This window comes from Rhizobacter sp. Root1238, from assembly GCF_001425825.1.
Taxonomy (GTDB): domain Bacteria; phylum Pseudomonadota; class Gammaproteobacteria; order Burkholderiales; family Burkholderiaceae_C; genus Rhizobacter.
Genome location: NZ_LMDM01000023.1, coordinates 38,334 through 63,004 on the forward strand (window position 1 = coordinate 38,334; position 24,671 = coordinate 63,004).

Genomic DNA, 24,671 nt, shown 5'->3' on the forward strand with positions numbered 1-24,671 from the left:
CGCGGATCGCACACGCTGCCTGCGCTGATCGGCCCCGCTTTACCCCTTTCTCCCGGGTCCTGATCGTCCCCGCCGGCACCCTGCCGCCGCGGCACAGCTTTCATTCCTTCGTTGCCCTGCAGCGTTCGCTGCGCAGGGTCTCTGGCTCGGCGCCTGCGCCGGCCGCGATGATGAAAGACATGACCCACCATGATCGAGATCGATGTCGAGCGCCTGCGCTCGATGGGGCTGACGCCCGAACTGGCCCGCGAGGCCGCGTCCCTTCCTGAAACCTCCACCCCCGGCGCCCGCTTGATGCGCCTGACCGAAGTGCACCGCGAGACCGTCGAGCTGCACGACGGCGACCGCTCGCACGCCGCACGCGTGCTGCCGCGCCTGATGCGCACGCTCGACGACGACGAGACCGGCCTGGCCGTCGGCGACTGGGTGATCGCCGCGCTCGACGCCCATGGCCAGCGCTGGGTGCACGCACGGGTGCCGCCGCTCACCCACATCGCGCGGCGCGATGCCGACGGCCGCCGCCACCCGGTCGTCAGCAATGTCGACACCGCCCTGCTGGTGATGGGGCTGGACGACGACTTCAACCCGCGCCGCCTCGAGCGCTACCTGATCCTGGTGCAGGGCAGCGGCGTGCAGCCGGTGGTGGTGCTGACGAAGGCCGATGCGGTGGCGCCGCAGGCCCTGGACGACGCCCGCGACCGGTTGCGCGGCCGGCTGCCGGCGCAGGTCGAGCTGCTGGCCGTCAACGGCCGCAGCGCCGCGGCCGCGCAGGCCCTGCAGCCGTGGCTGTCGGCCGGCCAGACGGTGGTGCTGATGGGCTCGTCGGGCGCCGGCAAGTCGACGCTGACCAACACGCTGGCCGGCGCCGACCTGCAGGACACCGGCGCGGTGCGCGAGCACGACAGCCGCGGCAAGCACACCACCACCTCGCGCTCGCTGCACCGCCTGCCCGGCGGCGCCTGCGTGATCGACACGCCGGGGCTGCGCACGCTGCGGCCCGACACCGACGAGGCGCGGCTCGCGCTCGGCTTCGAGGACATCGCGACGCTCTCGCTGCAGTGCCGCTTCCGCGATTGCCGCCATGAAGACGAGCCGGGCTGCGCGGTGCGCGCAGGCGTCGGCGCCGACCGCGTGCGCAACTACCACAAGCTGCTGCGCGAGGTGCGGCGCGACACGTTGACGGTGCTGGAGCGCCACCAGCAGCTGTCCGAATGGAAGGCGCGCGGCCGCTCGGCGCGCGAGCGGATGAAGCTCAAGCGCGGCGAGGATTGAAGGCCTGCGCGGCGCTCTCCGGGGCGTCGCGCTTGGTCGACTTGTGGCGGTACATGCGCGCGTCGGCATGGATCAGCAGCTGGCTGCTGGAGGTGATCTCCGAGCCGAACGCGATGCCGAAGCTGATGCCGCAGCCCTCGAAGCCGGCAGCATGCAGCCGCTCCTCGAAGCGGCGCATGTCGCGGCGCGTCTCGTCTTCATGTCGCATGTCGCCGAGCACCGCGAACTCGTCGCCGCCGAGCCGGAACACCGTCATGTCGTGGTCGCGCAGCGTCTGCAGCTGGCGCGAGAACTCGCACAGCAGCGCGTCGCCGTGCGCGTGGCCGCGCTCGTCGTTGATGCGCTTCAGGCCGTCCAGGTCGATCATCACCAGCATCAGCCCGACCGACGAATCGGCGGCGGTCAGCGCCGACAGCGCGCGGTCGAACGCATGGCGGTTGCCGATGCCGGTCAGCGCATCGGTGCTGGCCTGGTCGAGCGCGCGGTGCAGCTGGACGAGGTAGCCGTCCTTCTCGATCCCGAGCAGCCGGATCTTGTCGGCCAGCGCGAAGGCGAGCAGGATCGCGTCGGCCGTGCTGCCCAGCAGCGTGATGAGTTCCGGGTTGCGCACCATGTCCTGGCTCAGGCCGAGGTTGGCCGGCAGGATCACCAGGGCCGGCAGCAGCAGCGCGAGGAAGGCGGCGAGGAAATAGCGCGCCGGCAGGTAGCCCGACCACAGCCGCAGCAGCCCGGCGACGAGCGCCAGCGTCAGCGAGATCGTGATCGTGATGGTCGCGAGCGTGTGCGCCCACGACGTCGCGATGAAGCAGCTCGGCAGCAGCACCAGCGCGAGCACGAGGTTCGCATAGCCCGCCCACGCGAGCCGCGGCGCGGCCTCGCGCAGCTGCAGGAACTCGATGTAGAAGAGGGTGTTGAACACCACCATCAGGAAGAACGGCAGGTAGTGCCACTGCAGCCCGTGCCAGCCCAGCCATTGCGCCGGGAGGTGGAAGGTCAGCCCCCAGCCCGCGGTGGCGGCCAGCAGGTACAGCGCGTAGTACAGCAGCGCCTTGTCGCGCGTGCCGAGGAACATGAAGAGGTTGTAGAGCGCAAGCGTCAGCAGTGCGCCGAGCGCGAACAGCGCCAGCACGTTCTCCGAGATCACGATGCGGCGGTAGTCGGCCCTGGTCTGGATGTCGATGCCGGGCAGCCGCGCGAAATAGCGGCTGTCGATGCGCAGCAGCACGTGCGCCGAGCTGCCCCGCGGCAGCGTGATGTCGCTGCCGTAGTGCAGCATGTAGGGCGTGTCGGCGTGGTAGCCGGTCACGAAGGTCTGCGGCGGCTGGGCGCCGACGTAGACCCAGCCGCCCACATGCTCCATCAGGCTCGCATGCGGATCGATCACCCACTGCGTGGCCGGCGCATCGTTGCGCACCGTCGCATGGAACCAGTAGCGCCCGCCGAGCAGCGACACATGGTCGACCGGCGTCTTGCGCGCGAGCCATTCGGCCAGCCGGTCGGCGTCGGGCGGCTCCTCGGTGGCATCGGCCAGGTAGAACTGCCCGCTGCGGGTCAGCTCCACCGGCTCGGTCGGCGACAGCGGCGTCTGCGCGAACGCCGGTGCGGCCGCCAGCGACACCAGCAGCCACAGCCGTGCGGCGATCCAGGCAACGAGCGCGGGGCGTGTCATGAGGGCGTCGACTGTAACAACAAGCGTCCGCCGCGGCCTGAAGGCTTCTTAAACGTCGCGCTCGCCGACGATCAGCGCCGGGTGGCCGCAGATCGCGCGCGCGGTCTGCATGCCGGCCATCGTCGCGGCCTCGACGCAGCCGGCGTTCAGCCCGGTGCGGATCCAGTCGCCGGTGACGTACAGGTTGGCAAAGCCGGTGCCGTCGGTCGCGAGCCGGTACCGGCTGCTGCCGACCACCGACAGCACGTAGCGCTCCGACGGGTCGACGTTGGCGCGCCAGTACTGGCTGTCGAAGCGCGCCGGGCCGCGCGCGTCCGACGGGTCGACCAGCAGCGGCCAGCGGAAGCCCTCGGCGGGGGCGACCGCATTCGGCCACAGCGTGCCGATGCGCCGCTGCAGTTGCTCGACGGCGCCTTGCTTCACCTGGTCGGCCATGCGCTTCGGGAAGGCGTGGTCGCTGTACGGCGGGTAGCTGGAGATCGGCAGTGCGCTGCAGAAGTACGAGACGTTCTTCGGCGCGATCGCCGGCGGCCAGTGCTCGCGGCACAGCAGCTGGTCCATCGGCGCCCAGGTGTCGAAGGGCTCGCTGAACGCGCTGAGCACCGGCTGCTGGCCGTCCGGGCCGGTCAGCGTCCAGCCGAGCGACGCCAGGTCCTGGTTCAGCCACACCTGGTAGGCCTGGGTCGCGACCGCCTTCACGTGCTCGCACGACGCGGCCAGCGCCGGGCTGCGCGCGACGAGCTGCGGGCACAGCGACGCGACCGACGCGGCCGAGATGCCGAAGATCACCTGGTCGAAGTCGGTGCCGAGCTTCAGCGTGCGCGTCGGCAGCGGCTGCTGGAATGCGTCGGCATACACCTGCGGCCAGTCGCTCCAGTTCGATTCGAGGTTGATGCCGTGGCGGCGCATCAGCGCGGCCTGCGCCGCGTCGAGCTGCTCGAAGCGCGGCGCGCTCGGCCAGCAGGCCAGGCCGTTCACGTCGACCAGCGGGTCGTAGGCCTGGGCCGCATCGGCCAGTGCGGCCTGCCGCGTCATGCGGATCTCGGCCACCTGGCGACCGGCCGCGTCCGGCACCAGCTCGTCGACCCGGTGGAAGAACTCGAACTTCACGCCGCGCTGCTTCAGCAGCTGGTAGAACGGCGTGAACACCACGTCGCCCATGCCGGCCTGCATCTTCCACATGATCGCGCCGTGGTAGTCGAAGGCCACGCGGAGCATGCCGCGCAGCATCGTGCCGGCCTCGATGTTCGGCTTGTCGAAGTTGCCGTCTTCGTAGGCGAACACCAGGTCGTAGAAGCCGACCACCGGCGCCGACTGCACGGTGACCTGCGGGTTCGCGCCGTGGCGCGTCAGCCAGGCCTGGAAGTCCTCGCCGTTGATCGCGTCGAAGCCCTTCGTCAGCACCTGGTCCTCGATCATGCCGATGATGCTGGTCAGGCCGAGGTCGGCGCAGATGTACAGGCGGCGCAGGTCGTCGGCGATGCTGCTGTCGGCCAGCAGGCCGTCGAAGCGCGCATGCAGCCAGGTGCGCACGCAGGTCAGCGCGCTCGACTGCAACACGTGGTGCTCCGGCGAGTGGTCGTGCAGGGCAGCCGGCAGTTCGGCGCTGAAGCGCTGCAGCGCGGCGAAGGCGACACCGACATCGCTGCACAGCGCCATCACGTCGTCCTCAACATGCGCGGCCAGGCGGTGCAACCAGCTGCCGGCATGGGTCTCGGCCTCGATCGCGCGGTGCGCCGGGCCGACGGCACCGTGCGCCTCGGCATCCTTCAGCGCGCCGAGCCACTGCCGGATCCATTCGTAGCCGACCTGCACGATCTGCCACAGGTTCAGCGTCTCGCCGCCCTGGCCGGGCTCGCCGGGCATCGCCGGCGTCTCGATCGGCCACAGCCGCCATTCGTCGTGGCCGCCGCGGCGCACATGCTCGGTCAGCGTGATGAACTGCTGCGGCTTGAAGGCGTCGCGCCAGCCGCGCAGCGGCGCGCCTTCGGGGCGGTCGAGCAGTTCGTAGGCGCGCTGGATGGTCTTGAACGCGTTGTCGTAAAAGCCGAACCAGATGTGCAGCCCGTGCTCCTCGATGCGCTGGCCGAGCGCGGCATTGCGCCCGCTCGCGCCCTTGCCGCCGAGCCGCCAGCCCATCTGGTAGACGGTGATGTCGTGCGCGTTGCGCCAGCCCGGCCGGTCGGTCAGGTAGAAGGCCGCGGTCATCGCCGCGACGCCGCCACCGAGGATCGCGATCTTCTTCGGCGCGATGCGGGAGTTGTCGACCAGCTCCTCGCCGGCCGGCACCTCGAAGTCCATGTCGATGTGGAAGGGCAGGATCGCCGGCTGCGCGCCGAGCTTCAGGCCCAGCGTGCGATCGAGCGGAAAGCTCGCGAACGGGTGCAGCGTGCAGGTGTAGTCGTCGCCGAGCAGCTGCACCTTCCGCACCGCCTTCACGGTGGCCGGCGCGGCGATCAGGGCCTGGTAGACCGCCTTGACGCCGGCCGCATCGGGCAACTGCTTCAGGAAGATCTGCGCGACGTTCGGGCTGCGCAGCATCTGCGCGACCTGCTCCCAGCCGGCGCGGTCGAGTGCCAGGAAGCCCGGCAGGTTCGCGGCCAGCAATTCGATCGCCTGCTCGATCAGCTCGGGCAGCCCACTCAGGTCCTGTCGCAGGCCGTTGCCGGTGCTCGCCGTGACCTCGATCAGCGGGTGCATCTGCAGCACCGACTCCGGGCTGAACGGCTGGAAGCCCTTGGCCGCGAGCGTGAAGCGGGTGGCCGGCGCGCCGTCGGCCGGCATCGCGTACTCGCACTGGTACTTCGGGTAGCCGAACAGCTCGCGCCCGTTGATCAGCGCCATGCAGTCGTCGACCCAGATGTGGCACGGGTAGAAGAACACCCGGCTGACGCCGGTCTGCCCGGCGAGCACCTGGCCGACCATCACCCAGGTGACGATGTCGGTCTCTTCGCCCCAGCCCTTCGCGGCGTCCGACGGCCAGGCCGATTGCGCATGCTGCACCTGCGTGAAGGTCAGCATCACGAACGGCGACAGCACCTTGAAGCTCATCGTGCCGCCGGCCACCGCGGTCAGCGTCTCGTCGACGGTGGCCTGCAGCCGGGCGAGTTCGCCATGCACGAAGAAGCCGTACATGCGCGACCGATCAAGCCGCAGCGGCGGGTGCATCAGCGGCGAACCGCCGGGGTAGATGAAATCGGGGCGGTTCGTTGCTGCTTCGGTCATGGGGCCGAAGTATTACCGCGATGTCGGATAAGTCACGCTTTGTCACCCGTTCCAGGGGTGGCAGGATTTCACGGTCCGCGGTTCAGTGCTCGTCGAACTGCATGCTGGCCAGCGTCGACGGCCAGCCGGTGGCCGGTGCGCCACCGCCGCGAAAGCGCCGTTCGACGGCGACCGGTCGCGGCAGGCCAGGGAGCGAGAGGGGCGCGAGTTCGCGGCGTTGCGCCGCGCGGCGCCGGGCCAGCCACAGGCCTGCGAGGGCCAGCGCGGCGAGCAGGGCGGCCGCGATCAACATCCAGGACATCATCGACATTCCAGTACAACAATCGCGGATTGTCGCAGGCAGGCTTCAGTCGCCGGTAAGGCGTTGTCGCTGCGCGAGGGCAGGGAACAGCTTCATCCACAGCCCGGCGACGAGCAGCGTGCCGACGCCGCCCAGCAGCACCGAGCCGACCGGCCCGAGCAGCGCCGCGGTGGCGCCCGACTCGAACTCGCCGAGCTGGTTCGACGCGCCGATGAAGATCGAGTTGACCGCGCTGACGCGGCCGCGCATCTCGTTCGGCGTCTCGAGCTGCACCAGCGACTGCCGGATCACGACGCTGACCATGTCGGCCGCGCCGCTGACCCACAGCGCGATCAGCGACACGACGAACAGCTTCGACACCGCGAACACCAGCGTCGACAGCCCGAACAGCGCGACCGCGGCGAACATCAGGTGGCCGACGCGGCGCTGCAGCGGCCAGCGCGTCAGCGCGACCGACATCGCGAGCGCGCCGACCGCCGGCGCGCCGCGCAACAGCCCGAGGCCCCACGGCCCGGTGTGCAGCACGTCGCGCGCGAAGATCGGCAGCAGCGCGGTCGCGCCGCCCAGCAGCACCGCGAACAGGTCGAGCGAGATGGCGCCCAGCACCACCGGCCGGTTCCAGATGAAGCCGACGCCGGCCAGCACGGTGCGCAAGGTCACCGGCTCCTTCGGCGGCGGCACGTGCGGGTGCCCGACGCGCAGGAACAGCACTGTGGCGAGCGCGAACAGCACGGCGCAGACGGCGTAGACGACATCGGCCCCGGCCACGTAGATGAAGCCGCCGAGCGCCGGCCCGCCGATGATGGCGGCCTGCATGCCGCCGGAGCTGAACGCCATCGCACGCGGCAGTGTCTCCGCCGGCACCAGCACCGGCACCATCGCCTGCTGGGCCGGCATCTGGAAGGCCTTCGCGCAGCCGATCGCGATCGACAGGACCAGCAGCAGCTCGCGATTCGCCCAGTGGCCGTGCGTGGCCGCGGCCAGCAGCGCGGCGATCGCCAGCTGCACGCCCATGCTGATCGCGAGGATGCGGCTGCGGTCGTGCCGGTCGGCGACGTGGCCGGCGACCAGCGTCAGCAGCAGCGCCGGCAGGAACTGCAGCAGCCCGACCAGGCCCAGGTCCCAGGCACTGCCGGTGAGTTCGTACATCTCCCAGCCGACCGCCACCATCAGCATCTGGTTGGCCATCGTGGCCGCGACGCGCGCATACCAGAAGCGCATGAAGGACGGCAGCGAGAGCAGCGAGAGCGGAGCGGCGGGGAGTGTGGACACGAAGCGTGGGGGAGCGAGGCGTGGGGGGGCGAGGAGGGGATCGGACACGAGAGGAGGTCAGGGGCAGTTGCAGCCCTTGTCGAAGACGATGCGCCAGACACCCGGCGACACCTGCCGCCACACCGACGTGAAGCTCGCGACCGGCTTGCCGTCGGGGTCGAACACCGGGCCGGTGCTCAGCGCCAGCTCTCCGGAATCGAGCACCTCGACCTTGTCGGGGCGCCACGAGAACGGCGGTTTGTCGCCCTCGTAGAAGCGCTTCCAACCCGCAGCGACGGCGGCCTTGCCGCGCAGCGGCGTCGGGCCGGAGAAGAACACGGTGTCGTCGGCGAGGAAGGCGGAAAAGGCCGCGTGGTCGCGGTCGGCCATGGTTTTCGCGAACGCGCGCTCGGTGTCGGCGACCTGCTGTTCGAGCGTGGCACGCGGAACGACCGGTGGGACCGCGGGCACCGCGCAGGCCGACAGCCACAGCGCCGACGCGACCGCCAGCGACAGGCGGCGGCGGGAGCGGGCGGTGGACGGCATGGGTGGGCGGTGCGTGAAGGGGCGATGTTACGACCGCCGCGGCGTCGCCTTGGCGTCGAAGGCCTCGCCGGTCGCGAAGAAGCGGCCGCCGGCGATGTAGTGCACCGTGCTGCCCGCCGCGGCGTCGAGCCAGTGGCCGTCGGCGAACAGGCGCGGGTCGGCCCAGGCGGCGATCACCTCGCCGAGGAACAGGTCGTACTGGTTCTGCAGGTGCGGCTCCGGCAGCAGCCGGCATTCGAGCCAGGCGGCGCAGCCTTCGAGCAGCGGCGCGTCGATGCGCTCGGCCGCGAAAGCCGACAGGCCGAACGCGGCGAACTTGTCCTGGCCCGGCGGCAACTCGCTCGCCGAGATGCCGCCGACCGCCAGCGTCGCCTCGGCCTGGGCGCGCGTCGGCACGTTCAGCGCGAACGTGCCGGAGCCCTCGACCAGTTGCCGCGTGACGGTGCTCTTGTCGAGCACCACGGCGACCTTGGGCGGGTTGAAGTCGAGCGGCATCGACCAGGCGGCCGCCATGATGTTGCGCTGCCCGCCGTGCGCGGCGCTGACCAGCACGGTCGGCCCGTGGTTCAGCAGGCGGTAGGACTTGGCGAGCTCGACGGGTGCGTGCATGAGGTCAGAACGGAGCGGGGCTGTGGAAGCGCATCGGCCGCCCGTCGAGCGGGTGCGCCAGCTGCAGCGATTGTGCGTGCAGCAGCAATCGCGGCGCCTTGGCAAGGGCATCGGGCGGGGCGTAGAGCGCATCGCCGGCGATCGGGTGGCCGAGTGCCAGCAGGTGCACCCGCAGCTGGTGCGAGCGGCCGGTGACCGGCTCCAGCCGCAGCCGGGTGGTGCCGGCCACCGAGTCGCGCTGCAGCACGCTGAAGCGCGTCAGCGCCGGTTTGCCGTCGACGTGATCGACCTTCTGCCGCGGCCGGTTCGGCCAGTCGGTCAGCAGCGGCAGGTCGATCTCGCCGTGGTCCGGGCCGACCAGACCGTCGACCACCGCGACGTATTCCTTGCGCACCTCGCGCTGCGCGAAGGCGTGGCTGAGCCGGCGCTGCATCTCCTTGCCGCGGGCGAACAGCATCAGGCCGGAGGTCGACATGTCCAGCCGGTGCACCACCAGCGCATCGGCGACCTCGGCCTGCACGCGGGTGGCCTGGTTGTCCAGGCCGGCCTCGCCGCGGCCGAGCACCGCCAGCAGGCCGCTGGGTTTGTCGACCACCAGCATCGACTCGTCGAGGTACAGCAAGGCAGGGCTCATCGGTGCAACACTGGCGGGCATGAACGAACAGGCATTGGCCCGCGCACGGGCATTGATCTCACGCGGCGGCCGCCGCATTCTCGGCCTGATCGGCCCGCCGGGTGCCGGCAAGTCGACGCTGGCCGGGCAGCTGGTGGATGCACTCGGGGGCGCGGCGGTGCTGCTGCCGATGGACGGCTTCCACCTGGCGAACGTCGAGCTGGCCCGGCTCGGCCGCGCCGGCCGCAAGGGCGCGCCGGACACCTTCGATGCCGGCGGCTACACCGCCGTGCTGCAGCGGGTGCGCAGCCAGCAGGCCGGTGGCGGCATGGTCTACGCGCCGGAGTTCCGCCGCGAGATCGAGGAGCCGATCGCGTCGGCGATCGCCATCGCACCCGAGGTGCCGCTGGTCATCACCGAAGGCAATTACCTGCTGCTCGACCAGCACGGCTGGTCGGGCGTGCGGGCGCTGCTGGACGAGGCCTGGTACGTCGACGTGGACGAGGCGCTGCGCCGGCGACGGCTCATCGAGCGGCACATGCGATTCGGTCGCAATGAGGCCGAGGCACGTGCCTGGGAGGCGGGCACCGACCAGCCGAATGCCGAGCTGATCGGTGCGACCGCGGCACGGGCCGACTGGCGCTGCGCGATCTGAGCTTACTTGCGGCCGTAGGTGATCTTCTTCGCGCCGCCGTCGCAGCTGCCGACGACCTTGGCATCGCCCACCTTGTCGGCGTCGACGATCTCCAGCACGTAGCCGGTGACCTGCTTGGCGTCGAGCTTGGCGGCGATCTCGGTCTTCAGTTCGTCGCAGGACTTGCCGGCGGCGAAGGCGGGGGCGGCGGCCAGCGTCAGGGTGCTCAGGGCGGCCAGGGCCAGGGTGATGGTGGCTTTCATCGGGTTCTCCATGGGGTTGTCTTTGGATTGTCGGATCGTCGCAGGACGGTGGTCCGGCGCGCATGGTGCCACGCCGCGCGCCGGCAGCTGTATCAGGGGCAGCTGCGCACTTCGCGGCCGGTCCACTTCAGCGCCGGATCGGGCCGCTCCAGCTGGTCGGCCAGCACGCCGCTGAGCCGGCCGCTGTTGCCGAACGCGAAGTTGCCGCCGTAGTTCACGTCGGCGATCAGCCAGCGGCCGTCGATGCGGTTCAGCACCACGGTGTCGGTCCAGCCGGTCGCGTCGAGCTTGCCGCCGGCGTCGAAGAACATGCGCACCGGCACCCAGGCGATGTCGCGCGCGAGCCGCGCCGGCTGGGCTTTCACGCGGCTCGGGCCTTCGAACAGGCTGGAGTAGAGGTCGCCTTCGACGAACGGCGGCTTGTCGCCCGGTTGCGTCGCGAGGAAGGCCTCGTCGTAGCGGTGCGCCGTCTTCAGCAGGCAGTGCAGGCGCGGCGTCAGCATCGCGGCGATCAGCTTCAATGCCGGTTCGTCCGGCGCGCCGCCGTTTGGCAACTGCGCGATGCGCAGCTCGTAGAAGGCCTGGACGGCCGATTGCGGGCTGGCGTCGGCCGCCTGCGCGGGGCCCGGTGCGGTGGACGCGGCGACTGCGGCCGCGAAGGTCAGGGCGATGGCCAGGAGGCGACGGGCCGGCAGGGAAGGAGCGCGCATCGGCGGATTGTCCGCGCCCGCCCTGGGCCGGGACGCGTCAGCAATTCACGCACGCCGCAGGTTCGTCGTGACAGCTTGTCAGCGTGCCCCCGCCGCCCGCACCCGCCAGATCACGTTGCCGACATCGTCGGCCACCAGCAGCGCGCCTTGTTTGTCGAGCGCCACGCCGACCGGCCGGCCCTGCGCGTTGCCCTCGGCCGACAGGAAGCCGGTCAGCACGTCGACCGGCACGCCGTTCGGTCGGCCCTGCGCGAACGGCACGAAGATCACCTTGTAGCCGCTGTGCGGCTTGCGGTTCCACGAGCCGTGCTGGCCGATGAACATGCCGTCAGCAAAGGCGGGCGGCAGTGCGTTGCCGCGCGCCGAAGTGAGTCCCAGCGACGCGGTGTGCGGGCCGAGCGCGAAGTCCGGCGCGATCGCGCGGGCCACCATCTCGGGCTGCGGCGGCTTCACGCGCTCGTCGACGTGCGCGCCGTAGTAGCTGAACGGCCAGCCGTAGAACGCGCCGTCTTTCACCGACGTGAGGTAGTCCGGGACCAGGTCGCTGCCGATCTCGTCGCGCTCGTTGACGACCGTCCACAGCGCGCCGGTCTGCGGCTCGAAGGCCATGCCGTTCGGGTTGCGCAGGCCGGACGCGAACACGCGGTGCGCGCCGGTCTTTGCATCGATCTCCCAGATCGCCGCGCGGCCTTCCTCGGCCGCGAGGCCGTTCTCGCCGACGTTGCTGTTGGAGCCGACGGTCGCGTAGAGCTTGCTGCCGTCGGGGCTCGCGATCAGGTTCTTCGTCCAGTGGTGGTTGATGGTGCCGGCCGGCAGGTCGACCAGCTTGCTGCCGCTGCCTTGCAACGAGGTGGCGCCGGGCGTGTAGTCGAAGCGGACGACGGCGTCGGTGTTGGCGACGTAGAAGCTGTTGCCGACCAGCGCCATGCCGAACGGCGACTGCAGGTCGGCGAGGAACACGCTGCGCGTTTCGGCGATGCCGTCGCCGTCGGCATCGCGCAGCAGCGTGATGCGGTTCGCGCTGGGCACGCCGGCGCCGGCCTTCTTCATCGTCATCTTCATGAACCAGCCGCGAATGCCCTTGCCGTCGTCCGGTTTCGGCGGTGCGTTGGTTTCGGCGACCAGCACGTCGCCGTTGGGCAGCACGGTGATCCAGCGCGGGTGCTCGAGGCCGCTCGCGAAGGCCTGCACCTCGGTGCCGGGCGCTGCGGCGGGCTTCACGCCGCTCGGCCAGCCGGTGGCGGGCGCGATGTTGACGAGCGGGATCAGGCTCTTGTCGGGCGGCGGCAGCTTCGGGTTCGGGCCGGTGCCGTCGGCGACCTGCAGGTTGGCCGTGCCGCCGCACGAGGCGAGCGCGAGCAGGGCGGCCAGCGACGCGAGGGAAACGGCAGTGCGGAAACGGAATGGGCGCGGTGTCATTGGCCGACTGTCCGGCTGCGCTAGTTGCCCGCCTGTAGGCCGGCAGGCCGACGCACTGTCGGACGATGTCGCGAGCCAGGGCCTGTGGGCATCGTCCGACAGGCATCGGCGAACCCGCCTGACGGCGCCGGCTTCGACAGGCGCCTAAGGTTGAGCCGTCCCAGGACAAGGCTGCAGTGGCGACCGTGCCGCTGCAACAGGCTCAACCAGAGCGCCTGCAGGCGCATGACAGGAGAGAACCATGAACAAGCACACTCTGACGACGACGGCCGCTGCGGTCCTGCTCGCGGGCGTGGCCCTCACCGGTTGCGGCAAGCGCGAGTCGGCCGAATCGGCGGCAGCGAACACGAACGACGGCGTGGTCGCGCAGGCCGAGCAGAAGGGCCGCGACATGCAGGCCGATGCCTCGCGTGGCATGGACCAGGCGAAGCAGGCCGGCCGCGACGTGGCGCAGGACGCCAAGGCCGCGACCGACAAGGCCGGCGACAAGGTCGCCGATGCGGTGATCACGACGACCGTGAACGCCGAACTGGCGAAGGACTCGAGTCTCAGCGCGCTGAAGATCAACGTCGACACCGACAACGGTCGGGTGGCGTTGCGCGGCACGGCACCGAGCGAGGCGGCGCGTGAGCGCGCGACTCAGCTGGCGTCGAACGTGAAGGGGGTTGTCAGCGTCGACAACCAGCTGAGCGTCGAGCCGGCGAAGGGTTGATCGCAGGCGTCAGTCCTGCTTTCCCGCGGGGAGGCGCATTGGCATGCGCCTCCCCGCGCCGTGCCGCTCGTCATTGTTGGTCCGCAGGGGGCAATGTCTGATCTTTCAGACGTTGGTTCTCATCGAGCAGTATCTCGATCCACTGGGACTGGTCAACATGCATGCGTTGAAGTTCCTTCACCACGCGCTCCAGTCTCCGGTTCTCCGCCTCCAGGCGATAAATTTTCAATTCTGGAAGTTCGACAGGCAGTTCCGGCAGCGGCTCGGCATGGGGTCGGATCTGCCGATTGAGACCATCGAGGAACTTGAGGTTGTACATCTGCGGAGACCGCGGCGGCGACGACTCGGGTGACAGCGGGTGCGGTTGTGGCGTCGCCTTGTCGCCCATTGGCAGATTTTTCTCTTTGCGCATTTCGGAGGTGGCCCCGGATTGAGTTCTTTCCCGCGGGCTCATGTTGGGTGAGCGAGAAAGAAGCCGCTTGAACCGCTTGACGCGGCTCGGGGATCCGTCAGGCGTACTGGGTCCGCGAACATCTGTCGGGCTCTGGCTTCCGCCACGTCCGGGTCGCGGTGTCCCGGGCAGGGAGCGCGCAGAGGATGGTTCATTCGTGTCAGAGCTGCGCGGCGACGTCGACCCCGGACTTCTCTGCAGGCGTACGCGCTGCAATGGCTCCTTGGAATGAGGCCGGGACCGTCGATCATTGAATGTGACCTTCGGTTCTGCGCGTTCCTTGTCGCGACTGGACGCCAGGCTGGTGCGCAGCGAACCCTTCGGTTTTTCAGAGCTGGGGAGCTGCGAGTTCGCCGCAGTGAACTCGTCCCATGTCTTTCTTGCCCCGTCGACGTTCTTTGTGAGCGGCTTCAGGTTCGGCGGGTTGGCTGAAGCGTCGGACTTCCGTCTTTGGGACCGATGGAGCGGACCGCTGCGGTTGGGGTTGGGGTTCACTGCGACTCCATGGAGCAACGTGCTCCGAGATTGACAACGAGCACTGAGTCACCGCGACGCCCGAACGGTTCCATCGGACCCCGGAAAGCAAAAGGGCCACCTTCGGGTGGCCCTTGTAGCTACCGAACATCGTTCGGGGACGAACGAGACGGGGGTCTTGGCGCCGGGTACGGGTTCCGGACTCCGCCCAGTGGTGCGGTCGGTTTGTCGCCTTGATGAAAACGAATTGTGCCGAGGCCGCGCGATGACCATCCAACGAAAAGCAGGATGAAAGCAACGCTTGTCATGCGATGTCAGGAGCAAGCGGATAAGCTCCCGCCCTTCGATCTCTCGCGTGTCGCCGGACCACCGATCCACGCGGCACCCCACTGCTCCCAACCCGTGGAGATTCCCTCGCGTGTTCCGCTACTTCGAGAACCTGCTGCACCCTTACCCCGATGCGGTGCCCGCGCCGCCGCCGCGCGGCTTCTTCGCCTTCGTCTGGGCCTGCACGCTCGGCTCGCGCCGCTTCGTGCTCGGCATGATGCTGCTGACGGCCGCGTTCGGCGTTTTCGAGGCCATGCTGTTCAGCATGATGAGCCGCGTCGTCGACTGGCTCGGCGCCACCAGGCCCGCCGAGCTGTGGCCCACGCATGGCTTCACGCTGCTGCTGCTGGCGGCGATCCTGCTGGCCAGCCCGATCGCCGCGGCACTCCAGACGCTCTTCAAGCACCAGGCGCTGGCCGGCAACTTCCCGATGCGGCTGCGCTGGAACTTCCACCGGCTGATGCTGGCGCAGAGCATGAACTTCTACCAGGACGAGTTCGCCGGCCGCGTCGCGGCCAAGGTGATGCAGACCTCGCTCGCGGTGCGCGACACGGTGATGATCCTGACCGACGTGCTGGTCTTCGTGATCATCTACTTCACGACGATGGCCGCGGTGGTCGGCACCTTCGACGCGCGCCTGCTGCTGCCCTTCCTCGCGTGGCTCGCGCTGTACGTCGCGGCACTGCGCTACTTCGTGCCGCGCCTGGGAAAGATCGGCCAGGCGCAGGCCGATGCGCGCTCGCTGATGACCGGCCGCATCACCGACGCATACACCAACATCGCGACGGTCAAGCTGTTCTCGCATGCGCAGCGCGAGGCCGGCTTCGCCCGCTCGGCGATGCAGGAGTTCATGCAGACCGCCTATGCGCAGATGCGGCTGGTGAGCGGCTTCGAGATCGTGAACCACAGCCTGAGCATCGGTCTGATCATGTCGACCACCGGCGCCACGCTGTGGCTGTGGGTGCAGGGCGAGCTCGGCATCGGCGCGGTCGCCGCGGCCACCGCGATGGCGCTGCGCCTGAACGGCATCTCGCACTGGATCATGTGGGAGATGGCCTCGCTGTTCGAGCACATCGGCACGGTGCACGACGGCATCAACACCTTGTCGCGCCCGCAGGCGGTGGTCGACCGGCCCGATGCGCGCACGCTGTCGGTGACGCGCGGCGAGATCCGCTTCGAGCAGGTGGGCTTCGCGTACGGCGGCAGCAAGCCGGTGATCGACGGGTTGTCGCTGCACATCCGACCGGGCGAGAAGATCGGGCTGGTCGGACGCTCGGGCGCCGGCAAGTCGACGATCGTGAACCTGCTGCTGCGCTTCTACGACATCGAATCGGGCCGCGTGCTGATCGACGGGCAGGACATCGCCGGCGTGACGCAGGACAGCCTGCGCGCGCAGATCGGCATGGTGACGCAGGACACCTCGCTGCTGCACCGCTCGGTGCGCGACAACATCCTGTACGGCCGCCCCGATGCCGACGACCCGCAGATGGTGGCCGCCGCGAAGCGCGCCGAGGCGCATGAGTTCATCCAGGGGCTGACCGACCCGAAGGGGCGCCAGGCCTACGACGCGCACGTCGGCGAGCGCGGCGTCAAGCTGAGCGGCGGCCAGCGCCAGCGCATCGCGATTGCGCGCGTGATGCTGAAGGACGCGCCGATCCTGCTGCTCGACGAAGCCACCAGCGCGCTCGACTCCGAGGTCGAGGCGGCGATCCAGGCGAGCCTGTACCGGCTGATGGAAGGCAAGACGGTGGTCGCGATCGCGCACCGGCTATCGACCATCGCCGCGATGGACCGGCTGATCGTGCTCGACAAGGGGCGCATCGTCGAGGAGGGCGACCACCGCAGCCTGCTCGCGCAGGGCGGGCTGTATGCGCGGCTGTGGGCGCACCAGAGCGGTGGGTTCCTCGGGGAGGAGTCGGCCGATGGGGAAGAGCTGCCGCCGGGGGCGAGGCGGCAGGTGGAGTCGGTCAGCTGATTCGGATCTAGAAGAGTCCCTTGTCGGCGAGGGACTTCTGGATGTTCATTTTCGTTTCCTCTCGGTTTTTTGCCTTCTCGGCCTTCTCGAGTGCCTTGGCTTCTGCTTTCTTCGCCTTGGCTGCCTCTTCGTCCGGCGTGAGGGGCTTCGGCTTTAGAAGATTTCTGAACGCGTGCATCGTGTTGATCCAAAGAGTGATGACGTCTGAGTGGCGCCGCCACCTCAACCGGTTCCATCACCCTTCAGACCACGCAGGCATCGCTCAGCGGTGCCCGTCCCAATCGCGCCGGTCGTGATCGCGGTCACGCCAATCGCGCCCCGGGCCCGGGCTGTAATACGGCGCCGGCTCGACCACCACGGTGCGCTGGCGGTAGCCGCGCGGCGGCACGACGATGCAGGCACTGAGCAATTGCGTCACGGCAAGGATGCCGACCAGGCCCAGCACGCGGCGGTTCAGAAAGCGTTTCATCGTGGATCTCCTGCAGGCCGGACAGCGGCCCTGCAAACGACAACGGGTGCCGTTGCGCCGATGTTGACGCCCTCGCGTTGCTGCGAGGTAAAGGCGAGGTATCCGTGTGTTCGGCGCGTGCTCCAGGTCGCGCTATCCGACCTCTAGGACCGGCTTCGCACGCCGCTGCCGCTCCAGCATCCACAGCAGGTACGCCACGATCGCGACGTTCAGCAGCAGCGTCGCGACGCGCAGCGGGCTCACGCGCTGCAGCAGTTCGTAGAGCTCCACCGGCACATAGATCGCGCCACCTGCTGCACCGAGCCACGCGCCCCAGCGGTAGCCGTGCCACAGGCCATACGCTTCGGCCAGCCGCACGCCGGCATACAGCGCCGCCAGGCCGGCCAGCAGCCACAGCCGCGCATCGGTCAGCTGCGAACTGGCTTCGAGGAAGATGTGCGGGAAATGCCGGTCCGGGTCGAGGTGCAGCCCGGCGACCAGCGCTTCGGCCAGGTGCCGCACGTCGCGGTGCAGCAGCGACAGCAGCCCGAAGCCGCCGGCCAGCACCGCCAGGCCCTTGATCGCCTCGAACAGCGCGACCAGCTGCATCGTGCGCGGCGGGTGAGGGCGGGTCGTCATGCGGTCAGCGGCCGCGCGGCGGGCGCGTCGATCACGACATCGCTGCGCGGCTGCGCGACGCACGGCAGGATGAAGCCTTCGGCTTTCTCGTCGGCGCTCAGACCCGGCCACTCGATCGGGTAGGCGATGCGGCCGCTGACGAGCTTGCACAGGCAGGCGCGGCAGGTGCCGTTGCGGCATGAACTCGGCAGCCGCACGCCGGCCAGTTGCGCCGACTTCACGAGGCCCTGCGTCGCCGGCGCCGCAAAGCGGAAGCCGCCCGGTTCGACGAGCGCCTCGAACGGCCCGGCAGCCAGCGGTGCGGCGCTGTCGTCGCCTCCGCTCATTCGGCGGCGGCCTCGTCCAGGAAGCGCACCTTCACCTTGCGGCCCTTCAGCTTGCCGCTGTTCAGCCGCTGCAGCGCCTGCTTGGCGATCGCCCGATCGACGGCCACGTAGGTCGAGAACTCGCCGACCTGGATCTTGCCGACCTGCGCCGCGGTGAAGCCGGCCTCGCCGGTCAACGCGCCCAGCACGTCGCCGGGGCGGATCTTGTCCTTGCGCCCGCCGAGGATCTGCAGCGTGCGCATCGCCGCGGTCAGCGGGCCACCGCCGCTCGGCGTCAGCTCGCTCAGCGGGTGCCATTCGGATTCGCGCCCCTGCACCTTCTCGATGGTGCCGACGCGGCCCATCTCGTCCAGGCTGGCGAGGCTGAACGCCCAGCCTTCGTCGTCGCCGCGGCCGGTGCGGCCGATGCGGTGCGTGTGCACCTCGGGGTCGGGTGTGATGTCGACGTTGATCACCGCTTCGAGCTGCGCGATGTCGAGCCCGCGGGCCGCCACGTCGGTGGCGACCAGCACCGGGCAGCTGCGGTTGGCGAACTGCACCAGCACCTGGTCGCGGTCGCGCTGCTCCAGGTCGCCGTGCAGTGCGAGTGCCTGCACGCCCTGCGCCTGCAGCACGTCGACCAGGTCGCGGCACTGCTGCTTGGTGTTGCAGAACGCGATCGTGCTGGCCGGGCGGAAGTGGTTCAGCAGCAGCCCGACGGCATGCAGCCGCTCGTCGTCGCGCACCTCGTAGAAGCGCTGGCGGATCTTCGCGGCGGCGTGCTGCTCGCCGAGCTTGACCTCGCGCGGCTCGCGCAGGAACTGCTGGCTCAGCTTCGCGATGCCTTCCGGGTAGGTGGCCGAGAACAGCAGCGTCTGGCGCTGCTTCGGGCAGCGCCTGGCGACCGCGACGATGTCGTCGAAGAAGCCCATGTCGAGCATGCGATCGGCCTCGTCGAGCACCAGCGTGTTCAGCGCGGCCAGCGACAGCGTCTCGCGCTCCAGGTGGTCGAGGATGCGGCCCGGTGTGCCGACGACGATGTGCGCGCCGTGCTCCAGGCTCGCGATCTGCGGGCGCATCGTCGCGCCGCCGCACAGCGTCAGCGTCTTCACGTTGTCTTCGGCTCGCGCCAGGCGGCGGATCTCCTGCGTGACCTGGTCGGCCAGCTCGCGCGTGGGGCACAGCACCAGCGCCTGCACGTCGAAGCGCTTCGCATCGAGCCGGGCCAGCAGCGCGAGCGCGAAGGCGGCGGTCTTGCCGCTGCCGGTCTTGGCTTGCGCGATCAGGTCGTGGCCGGCCAATGCGATCGGCAGGCTGGCCGCCTGGATCGGCGTCATCGTCTCGTAGCCGAGGCGGGACAGGTTCTCGAGGGTCGCGGCGGAAAGCGGCAGCTGGCTGAAGGCGGCTGAGGGCGAAGGCGGGGGCGCTTGGGTCATGGCGCGGATTATCTGCGCGCCCTCCGGTGGCCGCTCAGCGCGCGGCGGCGCGTGCCAGCGCCTGGCTCGCGACCGCCCCCACGGACAGCCGCTGCGTGAGGTAGTCGGCCAGCCGCACGTGCTGGCTGAACACGACGTTGAAGCGCAGGTGCGGGTCGCCGGCGTTGTCGGCCATGAAGGTGGCGCCGCGCGCCAGCAGGATGCCGTTGCGGTAGGCGTCCTTCACCAGCTCGTCGATGTCGATGCCGTGCGGCACCGCCCCCCACAGGAACAGGCCGCCTTCGCCGGGGTGGTCGAGCAGCACGCCGGCCTGGCGCAGCTGGCGCGTGGCCAGACCGCGCGCGGTGCCGAGCTTCTGCTGCAGCCGGTCGATGTGCTTGCGGAAGCGGCCGGTCGACAGCAGCTCGAGCAGCACGTATTCGTTCAGCGACGCGGTGGTCAGCACCGACAGGATCTTCTCGCGCAGCAGCGGCTTCAGCCACTGTGGCTCGGCCGCGATGTAGCCCAGGCGCAGCGCCGGGCTCAGCGCCTTGCAGAAGCTGGAGTAGTAGATGACGTTGCGCAGCTCCGACAGCTGCGCGAGGCGCGTCGGGTGGCCGGGGTGGAAGTGGCTTTGCACGTCGTCCTCGGCGACCAGGAAGCCGTGGCGGTCGGCCAGCCCGAGGATGCGGTGCAGGTTGGCGGCGCTGCTGCTCCAGCCGGTCGGGTTGTGCAGCACGCTCTGCACGAAGAACAGGCGCGGCCGGTGCGCGGTGCAGGCGGCTTCGATCTGCGCCAGGTCGGGCCCGTCGTGGCGCCGCGTGATCGGCACGATGCGCACGCCCATCTGCCGCAGCCGGTCGAACAGCAGGTGGTAGCCGGGGTTGTCGACCATCACCGCGTCGCCCGGCTGCAGGAAGCTGCGGCAGATCAGGTCGATCGCATGCGTGCCGCCGTAGGTGGTGAGGATGCGGTTGGCATCGGCGGCGATGCCCTGGCCGCGCATCAGCGTCGCGATGCGCTCGCGCAACTCGGGCAGCCCCTGCGGCGGGCAGCGCGCCGCCATGCCGCCGTTGGCGCGTGCCAGCCCACGCTGCACGACGGTGGCGGGGATCGCGTCCTCGAGCCACGAGACCGGCAACGAACCGGCGCTGACCGGCAGCAGCCCGGCGCGCTGGTCGTGGGCCTGCTGCACGAGCCAGACGGCGTCCTGTTCTTCGCCGGCTTCGAGCAGCGCCTCGAGGGCGGGCGGGGCCGCGGTCTCGCAGACGAAGAAGCCGGCGGTGCCGCGCGATTCGACGACGGCCGACGCCACCAGCCGGTCGTAGGCGGTGACGACGGTGTTCGGGCTCACGCCCAGCTGCCGCGCCAGCGTGCGGATCGACGGCAGCTTGGCGCCGGCCGACAGGCGAGCGCCGTCGACCAGTGCGCGCAGGCGGGTCTCGATCTGGTCGGCGAGCGGAACGGGAGAGTCGCGGTCGAGGGAGAACACGGGCGTCCTTGGGGGTCCAGCGGGTTGTTCAGCGCGCCAGCAGCAGCACGGCCAGCACCGCCAGCGATCCCGCCATGATGGCATTGAACGCCTCGCGCCAGCCGGGGCGCACCAGCACGCGGCGCAGCCCGGCGCCGAACAGCGTCCACAGCGAGATGCAGGGGAAGTTGGTCGCCAGCGTGACCGCCAGCACCAGCAGCGCGGCCACGCCGGTCGGCATGCCGGTGGGCATGAACACCGTCGCGACGGTGAGCGACTTGAGCCAGGTCTTCGGGTTGACGAACTGGAATGCGGCCGCCTCGAAGAAGCCGACCGGCTTCGCGAGTTCGGTGCCGAACACCACCGGCGTGGTCAGCTTCCAGGCCATCCACAGCAGGAACAGCGCGCCGGCGATGCGCAAGGCGTCGTGGATCGCCGGATGGTCTGCGAGCAGCGTGCCCAGGCCCATGCAGGTCAACCATGTCTGCACGCCGCCGCCGAGGCTGACGCCCAGCAGGTGCGGCAGGCTGCGCCGGTAGCCGAAGTTCGCACCCGAGGTGGTCAGCAGGATGTTGTTCGGGCCGGGCGTCGCCGACATCAGCAGCGAGTAGCTCAGCAATGGCAGCAGGTCGTTCATCGGGTCTCCTTCAGGGTGGAGACGAGCTTAGGAACGGCGCCGCGGCGCGTGAAGCTACAGGCATGGAGGTGTGCCGGGGCACTGTATCAATCGGCGCGGGCGCACAGTTTCAGCGCGCGGCGGCTGGGCTACGCTGGTGCATCCCTTTCACGCCTTCACGGATGCCGACGATGGACCTGCCGATCTCCTACCGCGATGTCGACATCGCTGCCGCCCACCTCGCGGGCGTGGCGCACCGCACGCCGGTCGCCACGTCGCGCACCGCCGACCAGCGCACCGGCGCGCAGGTGTTCTTCAAGTGCGAGAACCTTCAGCGCATGGGCGCGTTCAAGTTCCGCGGGGCGTACAACGCGCTGGTGCAGCTGGATGCGGACCAGCGCCGCCGCGGCGTGATCGCCTGGTCGTCGGGCAACCATGGCCAGGCGATCGCGCTGTGCGCCGGGCTGCTGGGCCTGCCGGCGGTGGTCGTGATGCCGCAGGATGCGCCGGCGCTCAAGATCGCCGCGACGCGCGGCTATGGCGCCGAGGTCGTGCTGTACGACCGCTACCGCGACGACCGCGAAGCGATCGGCCAGCAGCTCGCCACCGAGCGCGGGCTGACGTTGATCCCGCCGTACGACCACCGGCTGGTGATGGCGGGGCAGGGCACGGCGACCAAGGAGCTGATCGAAGAGGTCGGGCCGCTCGACGCGCTGTTCGTCTGCACCGGCGGCGGCGGGCTGTTGAGCGGCAGCGCCACGGCGGCCAACCACCTGTCGCCCGACTGTGCGGTGTACGGCGTCGAGCCGGAGGCGGGCAACGACGTGCAGCAATCCTTCCGCCGTGGCGAGCGGGTCGGCATCCCGATGCCGAAAACCATTGCCGATGCCGCGCAGACGCAGATGGTGGGCGCGCTGACCTTCCCGGTGATCCAGCACCGCGTGCGCGACATCCTGACCGTCAGCGACGCGCAGCTGGCGCGCACGATGCGCTTCTTCGGAGAGCGGATGAAGCTGGTCGTCGAGCCGACCGGCTGCCTGGGCGCGGCGGCGGTGCTCGAGGGCGTGCTGCCGCTGGCAGGCAAGCGCGTGGGCGTGATCCTGAGCGGCGGCAACATCGACCTCGGCCGGTATGGCGAACTGGTGGCCGCCGCATGAGCCGGCCTTTGCAGACCTGGCAGGGCAGTTGCCATTGCGGGGCGGTGCGCTTCGCGATCGACACCGATTTTCCCGAGCTGACGACTTGCGACTGTTCGATCTGCCGGCGCAAGAACGCGCTGATGGTGAAGGTGCACGAGAGCCGCTTCAGGCTGCTCGCGGGCGAGGCTGCGCTGACCGAGTACCGGTTCCACACCCGCACCGCGCGGCATTTCTTCTGCAGCACCTGCGGCATCTACCCGTTCCACCGCAAGCGCGTGACGCCGGATTTCGTCGGCGTCAACGTCTTCTGCCTGGAGGGATTCGATCCGGCCGGCATCCCGGTGCGGGCGACGGTTGGCGCGGCGATGGTTTGAAATGGCTCAAGTCGGCGGCCGCCCTGCCGATATCGCGGGCAGCGAGGTCCTGCCATGTCCAACACCTTTTCCATCGGCCTGTCGGGCCTGAATGCTGCCCAGCTCCGGCTCGACAGCGCCGCCCACAACATCGCCAACACGCAGACCGCGGGGTTTCGACGCCAGCAGGTCGTCCAGCAGGCGCGGCCTGAAGGTGGCGTGCAAGCCGACATCGCACCGCCCGCCGAATCCGGTGGCTCGCTGGAAGCCGACATCGTCGACCAGATGTCCGCCGCCTACAGCTACAAGGCCAACCTGCGCACCTTGCAGGTGCAGGACGAGGTGCTGGGGTCATTGTTGGACGCCACGGCGTAACGTGACGACATATTTCAACAGCTTCCGTTTTCCTTTCTTAACGTCAACCAAACGTGACGATCTCCCGTTGTGGACACAAGCCGGGCGACAGCCGGGCCAGCTTCAGGAAGTCGGGCAGAACGACTTCCATCCAATCCGGGATACCACCATGACCAAGTCTCTGATCGTTGCCGCCGTTCTGTCCGCCTTCGCCGTGGGCTCGTTCGCTCAAGCCGCCTCGTCGGCCGATGCCGCTTCGGCACCCGCCAAGAAGGCCGCCCACAAGAAGCACCACAAGGCTGACAAGAAGGCCGAAGCCGCTGCACCGGCTGCTTCCGCCGCCAAGTGATCAGCCTCGGCTGAAACAGGAAAGCCGGGCTCGCCCGGCTTTTTTTCGCCTGGCCATCCATGACTTCCGTCGCAGCGCACGTCGACCCGCCGTGGCGGCTCAAGCTGAAGGCGAAGGGTTGTCAGGCAATGCCGGGTGCCCCTGTCGGATGAACCCGCCACGCTGACACAGGGATTGGAGTTTTTCTGACCCCCTGCAACGAGGGGCCCCGACAGCGGAGTCGACAGGCAGCGCCTAAATTTGATCCATCGAGTTTGGGCTTATTGAGGTCGACGACCGATCCCAGGCAAGGTGCTCTTCGGAGGCTGACATGAGCTCTACTTCACAAATCGCCCGCTACGAAATCCGGTTCCAGTCGCTGTTCAACGAAGGCCGTGCGCTGGCCTTTCCTTGCGATGCCGACGGGCATGTGCAGATGGACACCCTCAGCGACCGTGCCCGCACCAACTACCTGTATGCCCGAGCCGTCGTCGGTCGCGAGTACGCGACGCCGGCGGTGATGCGCAGCGACCTGCACTGAGGCCGCCGCGTGGCGCCTGTCGCCATCACCCACAGCCCAGATGACTATTTGCCGGCGATGCCGAGCAACTCCACCTCGAACTGCAGTGTGGCATTCGGTGGAATGACACCCCCGGCGCCAGCCTCTCCGTAGGCGATGGCCGGCGGGCACACCAGCAGCGCCTTGCCGCCCACCTTCATGCGCTGCACCCCTTCCGTCCAGCACTTGATCACCCGGTTCAGCGGGAATTCCGCCGGCTCCTTGCGGGCGTAGGAACTGTCGAACTCCTTGCCGTCGGCGAACGTCCCGCGGTAATGGACGCGGACACGATCCGTCGCCGCCGGGCTCGGCCCCGTCCCCTCCTTCAATGAGCGATACACGAGGCCGCTGGGCGTGACCAGCGCGCCCTGCTGCTTGGCCGCGCTGGCGGCCAGGTCGGCCTGTGCGCCGGCGGACAAGCTGATCAGGCAGGCCGCGAGGCCGATCAATGGTGTCTTCAAACCGTGACTCCCGAGGTCAATGTGGACGACCATCATCGCCGAAAGGCGGCAGCGGCCCGGAACATCGCTGCACTGAGAAGCACTTGGAACACAGGCTTACGACTCGTGTTGGGTGGTGTCTTGTTCGAGGGA

28 protein-coding genes are annotated in these 24,671 nt (G+C 69.5%); 9 read left to right on the forward strand and 19 right to left on the reverse strand.

Annotation, left to right across the window (positions count from 1 at the left end; all coding sequences use genetic code 11):
* Positions 1 to 189: 189 nt before the first annotated feature.
* On the forward strand, positions 190 to 1,272 hold the full coding sequence (gene rsgA, locus ASC98_RS16980) for a ribosome small subunit-dependent GTPase A (RefSeq protein WP_056811478.1): 1,083 nt from the start codon (positions 190 to 192) through the stop codon (positions 1,270 to 1,272).
* On the opposite strand, the gene ASC98_RS16985 is transcribed toward rsgA, so the two are convergent.
* The 7 genes from ASC98_RS16985 to ASC98_RS17015 all read right to left on the reverse strand — a co-directional run bounded on the left by ASC98_RS16985 (position 1,253) and on the right by ASC98_RS17015 (position 9,507).
* Positions 1,253 to 2,941 (reverse strand): diguanylate cyclase, encoded by a 1,689-nt coding sequence (locus tag ASC98_RS16985; RefSeq protein WP_056811476.1) that lies wholly within the window; start codon positions 2,939 to 2,941, stop codon positions 1,253 to 1,255. The genes rsgA and ASC98_RS16985 overlap by 20 nt on opposite strands.
* Before the next feature lie 48 nt (positions 2,942 to 2,989).
* Positions 2,990 to 6,166: an NAD(P)-binding protein gene (locus ASC98_RS16990; protein ID WP_056811472.1), complete on the reverse strand. Its 3,177-nt coding sequence runs from the start codon at positions 6,164 to 6,166 to the stop codon at positions 2,990 to 2,992.
* 82 nt (positions 6,167 to 6,248) lie between these two features.
* Positions 6,249 to 6,467 carry a hypothetical protein gene (locus tag ASC98_RS16995; RefSeq protein ID WP_162249229.1) on the reverse strand — a complete coding sequence of 73 codons (219 nt, stop codon included), beginning with the start codon at positions 6,465 to 6,467 and terminating at the stop codon, positions 6,249 to 6,251.
* Positions 6,468 to 6,512: 45 nt separating this feature from the next.
* The gene (locus tag ASC98_RS17000; RefSeq protein WP_056811467.1) at positions 6,513 to 7,688 is read right to left on the reverse strand and encodes an MFS transporter; all 1,176 of its coding nucleotides are present in this window, start codon (positions 7,686 to 7,688) and stop codon (positions 6,513 to 6,515) included.
* Positions 7,689 to 7,796: 108 nt separating this feature from the next.
* Positions 7,797 to 8,264: a DUF4440 domain-containing protein gene (locus tag ASC98_RS17005; protein ID WP_056811465.1), complete on the reverse strand. Its 468-nt coding sequence runs from the start codon at positions 8,262 to 8,264 to the stop codon at positions 7,797 to 7,799.
* A 27-nt stretch (positions 8,265 to 8,291) separates the two neighbouring features.
* On the reverse strand, positions 8,292 to 8,873 hold the full coding sequence (locus ASC98_RS17010) for a flavin reductase family protein (protein WP_056811463.1): 582 nt from the start codon (positions 8,871 to 8,873) through the stop codon (positions 8,292 to 8,294).
* Positions 8,874 to 8,877: 4 nt separating this feature from the next.
* On the reverse strand, positions 8,878 to 9,507 hold the full coding sequence (locus tag ASC98_RS17015) for a pseudouridine synthase (protein WP_056811460.1): 630 nt from the start codon (positions 9,505 to 9,507) through the stop codon (positions 8,878 to 8,880).
* A gap of 19 nt (positions 9,508 to 9,526) precedes the next feature.
* Between ASC98_RS17015 and ASC98_RS17020 the strand changes: the two genes are divergently transcribed.
* A complete protein-coding gene (locus ASC98_RS17020; protein ID WP_056811457.1) occupies positions 9,527 to 10,141 on the forward strand; it encodes a nucleoside/nucleotide kinase family protein in 615 nt (204 codons plus the stop codon).
* 2 nt (positions 10,142 to 10,143) lie between these two features.
* Here the strand turns inward: ASC98_RS17020 and ASC98_RS17025 are convergent, their stop codons facing one another.
* From ASC98_RS17025 to ASC98_RS17035, 3 genes are all read right to left on the reverse strand, one after another.
* Positions 10,144 to 10,383, reverse strand: a complete 240-nt coding sequence (locus ASC98_RS17025; protein ID WP_056812107.1) for a DUF1161 domain-containing protein — start codon at positions 10,381 to 10,383, stop codon at positions 10,144 to 10,146.
* Between the two features lie 92 nt (positions 10,384 to 10,475).
* Positions 10,476 to 11,093 (reverse strand): DUF3828 domain-containing protein, encoded by a 618-nt coding sequence (locus ASC98_RS17030; RefSeq protein WP_056811454.1) that lies wholly within the window; start codon positions 11,091 to 11,093, stop codon positions 10,476 to 10,478.
* A gap of 78 nt (positions 11,094 to 11,171) precedes the next feature.
* Positions 11,172 to 12,512, reverse strand: coding sequence for a sorbosone dehydrogenase family protein (locus tag ASC98_RS17035; protein ID WP_056811451.1), 1,341 nt, complete (start codon positions 12,510 to 12,512; stop codon positions 11,172 to 11,174).
* A gap of 241 nt (positions 12,513 to 12,753) precedes the next feature.
* Here ASC98_RS17035 and ASC98_RS17040 point away from each other — a divergent pair, with 241 nt between their 5' ends.
* Positions 12,754 to 13,224: a BON domain-containing protein gene (locus tag ASC98_RS17040; protein WP_056811448.1), complete on the forward strand. Its 471-nt coding sequence runs from the start codon at positions 12,754 to 12,756 to the stop codon at positions 13,222 to 13,224.
* A gap of 70 nt (positions 13,225 to 13,294) precedes the next feature.
* On the opposite strand, the gene ASC98_RS30535 is transcribed toward ASC98_RS17040, so the two are convergent.
* A complete protein-coding gene (locus tag ASC98_RS30535; RefSeq protein WP_157597709.1) occupies positions 13,295 to 13,678 on the reverse strand; it encodes a hypothetical protein in 384 nt (127 codons plus the stop codon).
* An 889-nt stretch (positions 13,679 to 14,567) separates the two neighbouring features.
* Here ASC98_RS30535 and ASC98_RS17050 point away from each other — a divergent pair.
* Positions 14,568 to 16,451: an ABC transporter ATP-binding protein gene (locus tag ASC98_RS17050; RefSeq protein WP_056811443.1), complete on the forward strand. Its 1,884-nt coding sequence runs from the start codon at positions 14,568 to 14,570 to the stop codon at positions 16,449 to 16,451.
* Positions 16,452 to 16,458: 7 nt separating this feature from the next.
* On the opposite strand, the gene ASC98_RS30540 is transcribed toward ASC98_RS17050, so the two are convergent.
* The 7 genes from ASC98_RS30540 to ASC98_RS17080 form a co-directional block, all read right to left on the reverse strand.
* Entirely contained in the window at positions 16,459 to 16,629 is a 171-nt protein-coding gene (locus tag ASC98_RS30540) for a hypothetical protein (RefSeq protein ID WP_157597710.1), read from the reverse strand.
* A gap of 84 nt (positions 16,630 to 16,713) precedes the next feature.
* Positions 16,714 to 16,920, reverse strand: coding sequence for a hypothetical protein (locus ASC98_RS17055; RefSeq protein WP_056811439.1), 207 nt, complete (start codon positions 16,918 to 16,920; stop codon positions 16,714 to 16,716).
* A 132-nt stretch (positions 16,921 to 17,052) separates the two neighbouring features.
* Positions 17,053 to 17,538, reverse strand: a complete 486-nt coding sequence (locus ASC98_RS17060; RefSeq protein WP_056811436.1) for a DUF2127 domain-containing protein — start codon at positions 17,536 to 17,538, stop codon at positions 17,053 to 17,055.
* Complete coding sequence (locus ASC98_RS17065; protein ID WP_056811433.1) at positions 17,535 to 17,864, reverse strand: 2Fe-2S iron-sulfur cluster-binding protein; 330 nt, start codon at positions 17,862 to 17,864, stop codon at positions 17,535 to 17,537. Before ASC98_RS17065 ends, ASC98_RS17060 begins: the two co-directional genes overlap by 4 nt.
* Positions 17,861 to 19,279 carry an ATP-dependent RNA helicase DbpA gene (gene dbpA / locus ASC98_RS17070; RefSeq protein WP_056811430.1) on the reverse strand — a complete coding sequence of 473 codons (1,419 nt, stop codon included), beginning with the start codon at positions 19,277 to 19,279 and terminating at the stop codon, positions 17,861 to 17,863. The genes ASC98_RS17065 and dbpA overlap by 4 nt, the downstream gene beginning before the upstream one ends.
* Before the next feature lie 34 nt (positions 19,280 to 19,313).
* On the reverse strand, positions 19,314 to 20,750 hold the full coding sequence (locus tag ASC98_RS17075; RefSeq protein WP_056811428.1) for a PLP-dependent aminotransferase family protein: 1,437 nt from the start codon (positions 20,748 to 20,750) through the stop codon (positions 19,314 to 19,316).
* 28 nt (positions 20,751 to 20,778) lie between these two features.
* Entirely contained in the window at positions 20,779 to 21,366 is a 588-nt protein-coding gene (locus ASC98_RS17080) for a LysE family translocator (RefSeq protein ID WP_056811426.1), read from the reverse strand.
* A gap of 161 nt (positions 21,367 to 21,527) precedes the next feature.
* Here ASC98_RS17080 and ASC98_RS17085 point away from each other — a divergent pair, with 161 nt between their 5' ends.
* From ASC98_RS17085 to ASC98_RS17105, 5 genes are all read left to right on the forward strand, one after another.
* Complete coding sequence (locus ASC98_RS17085) at positions 21,528 to 22,502, forward strand: threo-3-hydroxy-L-aspartate ammonia-lyase (RefSeq protein ID WP_056811423.1); 975 nt, start codon at positions 21,528 to 21,530, stop codon at positions 22,500 to 22,502.
* A complete protein-coding gene (locus ASC98_RS17090; protein WP_200952959.1) occupies positions 22,499 to 22,858 on the forward strand; it encodes a GFA family protein in 360 nt (119 codons plus the stop codon). The genes ASC98_RS17085 and ASC98_RS17090 overlap by 4 nt, the downstream gene beginning before the upstream one ends.
* Before the next feature lie 54 nt (positions 22,859 to 22,912).
* Positions 22,913 to 23,212 carry a flagellar basal body protein gene (locus ASC98_RS17095; RefSeq protein WP_056811419.1) on the forward strand — a complete coding sequence of 100 codons (300 nt, stop codon included), beginning with the start codon at positions 22,913 to 22,915 and terminating at the stop codon, positions 23,210 to 23,212.
* A gap of 1 nt (position 23,213) precedes the next feature.
* Positions 23,214 to 23,540 (forward strand): hypothetical protein, encoded by a 327-nt coding sequence (locus ASC98_RS31330; RefSeq protein WP_200952960.1) that lies wholly within the window; start codon positions 23,214 to 23,216, stop codon positions 23,538 to 23,540.
* 310 nt (positions 23,541 to 23,850) lie between these two features.
* Positions 23,851 to 24,060, forward strand: coding sequence for a hypothetical protein (locus ASC98_RS17105; protein ID WP_056811413.1), 210 nt, complete (start codon positions 23,851 to 23,853; stop codon positions 24,058 to 24,060).
* Positions 24,061 to 24,104: 44 nt separating this feature from the next.
* Here the strand turns inward: ASC98_RS17105 and ASC98_RS17110 are convergent, their stop codons facing one another.
* Positions 24,105 to 24,575: an FKBP-type peptidyl-prolyl cis-trans isomerase gene (locus ASC98_RS17110; RefSeq protein WP_235581299.1), complete on the reverse strand. Its 471-nt coding sequence runs from the start codon at positions 24,573 to 24,575 to the stop codon at positions 24,105 to 24,107.
* Between the last annotated feature and the right edge of the window lie 96 nt (positions 24,576 to 24,671).

Coding starts and splice junctions, on each gene's coding strand:
- rsgA (WP_056811478.1), top strand. CDS start 190: ATGATCGAGATCGATGTCGAGCGCCTGCGCTCGATGGGGCTGACGCCC.
- ASC98_RS16985 (WP_056811476.1), bottom strand. CDS start 2,941: ATGACACGCCCCGCGCTCGTTGCCTGGATCGCCGCACGGCTGTGGCTG.
- ASC98_RS16990 (WP_056811472.1), bottom strand. CDS start 6,166: ATGACCGAAGCAGCAACGAACCGCCCCGATTTCATCTACCCCGGCGGT.
- ASC98_RS16995 (WP_162249229.1), bottom strand. CDS start 6,467: ATGTCCTGGATGTTGATCGCGGCCGCCCTGCTCGCCGCGCTGGCCCTC.
- ASC98_RS17000 (WP_056811467.1), bottom strand. CDS start 7,688: ATGCGCTTCTGGTATGCGCGCGTCGCGGCCACGATGGCCAACCAGATG.
- ASC98_RS17005 (WP_056811465.1), bottom strand. CDS start 8,264: ATGCCGTCCACCGCCCGCTCCCGCCGCCGCCTGTCGCTGGCGGTCGCG.
- ASC98_RS17010 (WP_056811463.1), bottom strand. CDS start 8,873: ATGCACGCACCCGTCGAGCTCGCCAAGTCCTACCGCCTGCTGAACCAC.
- ASC98_RS17015 (WP_056811460.1), bottom strand. CDS start 9,507: ATGAGCCCTGCCTTGCTGTACCTCGACGAGTCGATGCTGGTGGTCGAC.
- ASC98_RS17020 (WP_056811457.1), top strand. CDS start 9,527: ATGAACGAACAGGCATTGGCCCGCGCACGGGCATTGATCTCACGCGGC.
- ASC98_RS17025 (WP_056812107.1), bottom strand. CDS start 10,383: ATGAAAGCCACCATCACCCTGGCCCTGGCCGCCCTGAGCACCCTGACG.
- ASC98_RS17030 (WP_056811454.1), bottom strand. CDS start 11,093: ATGCGCGCTCCTTCCCTGCCGGCCCGTCGCCTCCTGGCCATCGCCCTG.
- ASC98_RS17035 (WP_056811451.1), bottom strand. CDS start 12,512: ATGACACCGCGCCCATTCCGTTTCCGCACTGCCGTTTCCCTCGCGTCG.
- ASC98_RS17040 (WP_056811448.1), top strand. CDS start 12,754: ATGAACAAGCACACTCTGACGACGACGGCCGCTGCGGTCCTGCTCGCG.
- ASC98_RS30535 (WP_157597709.1), bottom strand. CDS start 13,678: ATGAGCCCGCGGGAAAGAACTCAATCCGGGGCCACCTCCGAAATGCGC.
- ASC98_RS30540 (WP_157597710.1), bottom strand. CDS start 16,629: ATGCACGCGTTCAGAAATCTTCTAAAGCCGAAGCCCCTCACGCCGGAC.
- ASC98_RS17055 (WP_056811439.1), bottom strand. CDS start 16,920: ATGAAACGCTTTCTGAACCGCCGCGTGCTGGGCCTGGTCGGCATCCTT.
- ASC98_RS17060 (WP_056811436.1), bottom strand. CDS start 17,538: ATGACGACCCGCCCTCACCCGCCGCGCACGATGCAGCTGGTCGCGCTG.
- ASC98_RS17065 (WP_056811433.1), bottom strand. CDS start 17,864: ATGAGCGGAGGCGACGACAGCGCCGCACCGCTGGCTGCCGGGCCGTTC.
- dbpA (WP_056811430.1), bottom strand. CDS start 19,279: ATGACCCAAGCGCCCCCGCCTTCGCCCTCAGCCGCCTTCAGCCAGCTG.
- ASC98_RS17080 (WP_056811426.1), bottom strand. CDS start 21,366: ATGAACGACCTGCTGCCATTGCTGAGCTACTCGCTGCTGATGTCGGCG.
- ASC98_RS17085 (WP_056811423.1), top strand. CDS start 21,528: ATGCCGACGATGGACCTGCCGATCTCCTACCGCGATGTCGACATCGCT.
- ASC98_RS17090 (WP_200952959.1), top strand. CDS start 22,499: ATGAGCCGGCCTTTGCAGACCTGGCAGGGCAGTTGCCATTGCGGGGCG.
- ASC98_RS17095 (WP_056811419.1), top strand. CDS start 22,913: ATGTCCAACACCTTTTCCATCGGCCTGTCGGGCCTGAATGCTGCCCAG.
- ASC98_RS17105 (WP_056811413.1), top strand. CDS start 23,851: ATGAGCTCTACTTCACAAATCGCCCGCTACGAAATCCGGTTCCAGTCG.
- ASC98_RS17110 (WP_235581299.1), bottom strand. CDS start 24,575: ATGATGGTCGTCCACATTGACCTCGGGAGTCACGGTTTGAAGACACCA.